The sequence below is a fragment of the Microvirga aerophila genome, from assembly GCF_003332305.1.
GTDB classification, from domain to species: Bacteria; Pseudomonadota; Alphaproteobacteria; order Rhizobiales; family Beijerinckiaceae; genus Microvirga; species Microvirga aerophila.
In genome coordinates this window covers 1-2,481 of sequence record NZ_QOIO01000154.1, presented here as the reverse complement: position 1 = coordinate 2,481, position 2,481 = coordinate 1, and the positions used below count along the sequence as shown (strand labels likewise).

Genomic DNA, 2,481 nt, shown 5'->3' with positions numbered 1-2,481 from the left:
AGACGGACGAGAACTACGGCTCTTTCGTTGCTCTTGCTCTGAGCTTCATCCTCATCAAATCCGTCCACACGACCTAGCCTCGCGTAGGGTGCTAAAAAGAGAGATGCCAATGACAAAGACAGCGAAAAACAACGTTTCCATGCTACAATGGAATGCCCTTCGAGTTGCCGGATCGGGTGAGAGTTTTACTGTCAACCTAGACACTGGACGGTATGTTGATTGGGACAGCCTTGGTGGGGAACACGGCGGGGAACTAACGAAGACCGAGCTTAAGACGCTAGACAAACTAGCAGAGAGCACTTGGGCCACCTCACTGGCTCAGGGTACGCTAGATCATGTCACAGAGTTTGGGCCACGGAACGACACTGTCTACGTGGACTTTGGTCTCTTAGCCGGATACTGGACCAACATCTTCTCCGACAACCCAGCGACACTCGACTCTTACAAAGGAAATATGGAAACTGACCTTAAGCTGGAGTTCTACCTCCGGCAGCTGGACGCCAAGTACATCCACCCAGACGTGTTGATCTGACAAAACCAAAGTTGGACGACGTCGGCCCGTAGAGACCATGCCGACTAAGAATGGAAGACGTCCGTCGGGTCGCGGACGCTGAACTAAGCTGACCGCCAAAGGCAGTAGCGGACTCGGGCAATGCGCTTAAAACATTATTGTTAACGCGGCCAGTAACTTACGTGACAGGTCCGCGAAAAGGGGGCTAAATCGCCCAAATACCTGAACAGCCTTAGCCTCAAGCAAGCAACAAAATTAGCATATAGCCTCGGGTTTTTAGGTCTTGAAGCCGCAGAGTTTGTGTGAGGAAAGTCGCACAATCAAAGTGACTGGCCGCTCGTTGCATTCTGGCTGTGTCAGGCTACCCGAGAAGGCTCAATCACCCAAACGTGGCATCGGCTTCAAAGCATCCATCCCTATGATGTTCTTCGCTCTGACGGAGTGCTTTGTAGAACATACTCGCGAGAAAGCCGCACAATGCTTGAGGCAGAAAGGGGCCTGGATCCTGTTCCTGCCACCCTACAGTCCTGACTTGAACCCGGTTGAACAGGTCTTCTCACAGATCAAAGCGCACTTGCGCAAAGCTGAAGCCCGAACCGTCGAGGCCCTCTGGCACACCATCGGCGACATTTGCGATCTGATCGAGCCAGAGGCATGCCGCAACTACTTCACCGCGGCCGGATACGGATTCGTCTGAATGCCCGTTGCTCTAGACCCACTCCTGAAGCGGCGCAGAGGTCCGGTTTGGTCAGGGGCCGACCATAGCGATCAGCAGCCGCCGTTGAGGGCCGTAAACGGTTTCACGAAATTGAAACCATTCCTTCTCGTGCCGCGATCCGGGCTGAAACCCAAAGTTTTTGGCAGTACGGTCGCCAAAGCGGGTGTCCTTGGTGACATAGCGCAAGGCTCCACCCAAGTCGTAAACCGCCCGAGCATGAAACCGAGCAGCGCCAAACCGATTGGCCGGAAGCCGCTTCTTCAGAGCCTCGATCTGCTCCGCGGTAGCCCAAACTAAGCCATGCCAATGCACCTCGATAGCAATCCGGTTTACAGCGGTTTGGCGACGAACAGCAAAAATCCAATTGCAGCAGATACGGAACACCGCGCAACTCCCGCTGAGCAGCCCGCCGCATCCGGCTCAACATCCAGCGAAGATCGCGCTCAGAGGGTCCACGAGGATAGGTACTGAACATCCAATCACCAATGATCGTCACCATCCAGGAAACGTCATGAAGTCAGCCCGCTCGATCACCACATGCAAAATCCCCGGCCATTTGTCCCCTGCATAGGGATTGAGAGAATGGAGGTAACGGGCCTAGTTGATGAATGTCACCTAGCTACATCAGGCTGCACGACGCTCACGGCACCGCAATGGCTGCAACGCCGTGTTCCGGATTGTCAGGAGCAACTCCCGTCCAGCCCCGCCGCCCAACATCATCCAATCAAGATAACGGTCGCGCATTACCTCAAACATCCGAACCTGCACTTTCCGTCGGAGCAGTCGGCTTTTCTGGCGGAACCGGCCTGTCCGACGAATCTCCATCTCGCCGGTCACAGGGTCAACGACTTTCTCTTTCTTCGGCCAAATCCGGTACTCGCGAGGGGACTTGAGCATGTAGAGGGCTTTGGACGCTAAGTGCACCGGCGCGATGCGGCGGTAATCAGCTGAGGGAAGACCCTCAATCAAGCTTGGATGCTCGGCGCTGATCTCGTCTACCAACCCTCTCAACCTTGCGCGGGTGACATTCCAAACGAGAACATGAACGTGCCAAGAGACAGTCGGCTCCTGCTCCCCCATCGGCAAGCTCTTGTTGGAGTATAAGGCCGCCTCAACCAGAGCTGGCTCGGGAAATTTGGACAGCGGGATCAGTGGAGTTTCTGCCTGACTGCGGTCAGAATGGCTGCCGAACAGGAGAAACGATGAGCAAGAGACCGCGCCGGAACCACTCTCCGGCCTTCAAGGCCAAAGT

At 55.2% G+C, this 2,481-nt stretch carries 4 protein-coding genes; 2 read left to right on the top strand and 2 right to left on the bottom strand.

What is annotated here, in order from left to right:
- Window positions 1-109: 109 nt before the first annotated feature.
- Both DRB19_RS29380 and DRB19_RS29375 read left to right on the top strand, forming a co-directional pair.
- Window positions 110-532 (top strand): hypothetical protein, encoded by a 423-nt coding sequence (locus DRB19_RS29380; RefSeq protein ID WP_114189474.1) that lies wholly within the window; start codon window positions 110-112, stop codon window positions 530-532.
- 397 nt (window positions 533-929) lie between these two features.
- The gene (locus tag DRB19_RS29375) at window positions 930-1,208 is read left to right on the top strand and encodes a transposase (RefSeq protein WP_114189473.1); all 279 of its coding nucleotides are present in this window, start codon (window positions 930-932) and stop codon (window positions 1,206-1,208) included.
- Between the two features lie 51 nt (window positions 1,209-1,259).
- Here DRB19_RS29375 and DRB19_RS29370 read toward each other — a convergent pair whose 3' ends face one another.
- Window positions 1,260-1,613 carry a hypothetical protein gene (locus DRB19_RS29370; protein ID WP_114189472.1) on the bottom strand — a complete coding sequence of 118 codons (354 nt, stop codon included), beginning with the start codon at window positions 1,611-1,613 and terminating at the stop codon, window positions 1,260-1,262.
- A 240-nt stretch (window positions 1,614-1,853) separates the two neighbouring features.
- Window positions 1,854-2,231, bottom strand: coding sequence for a hypothetical protein (locus DRB19_RS29365; RefSeq protein ID WP_162815959.1), 378 nt, complete (start codon window positions 2,229-2,231; stop codon window positions 1,854-1,856).
- Window positions 2,232-2,481 lie beyond the last annotated feature (250 nt).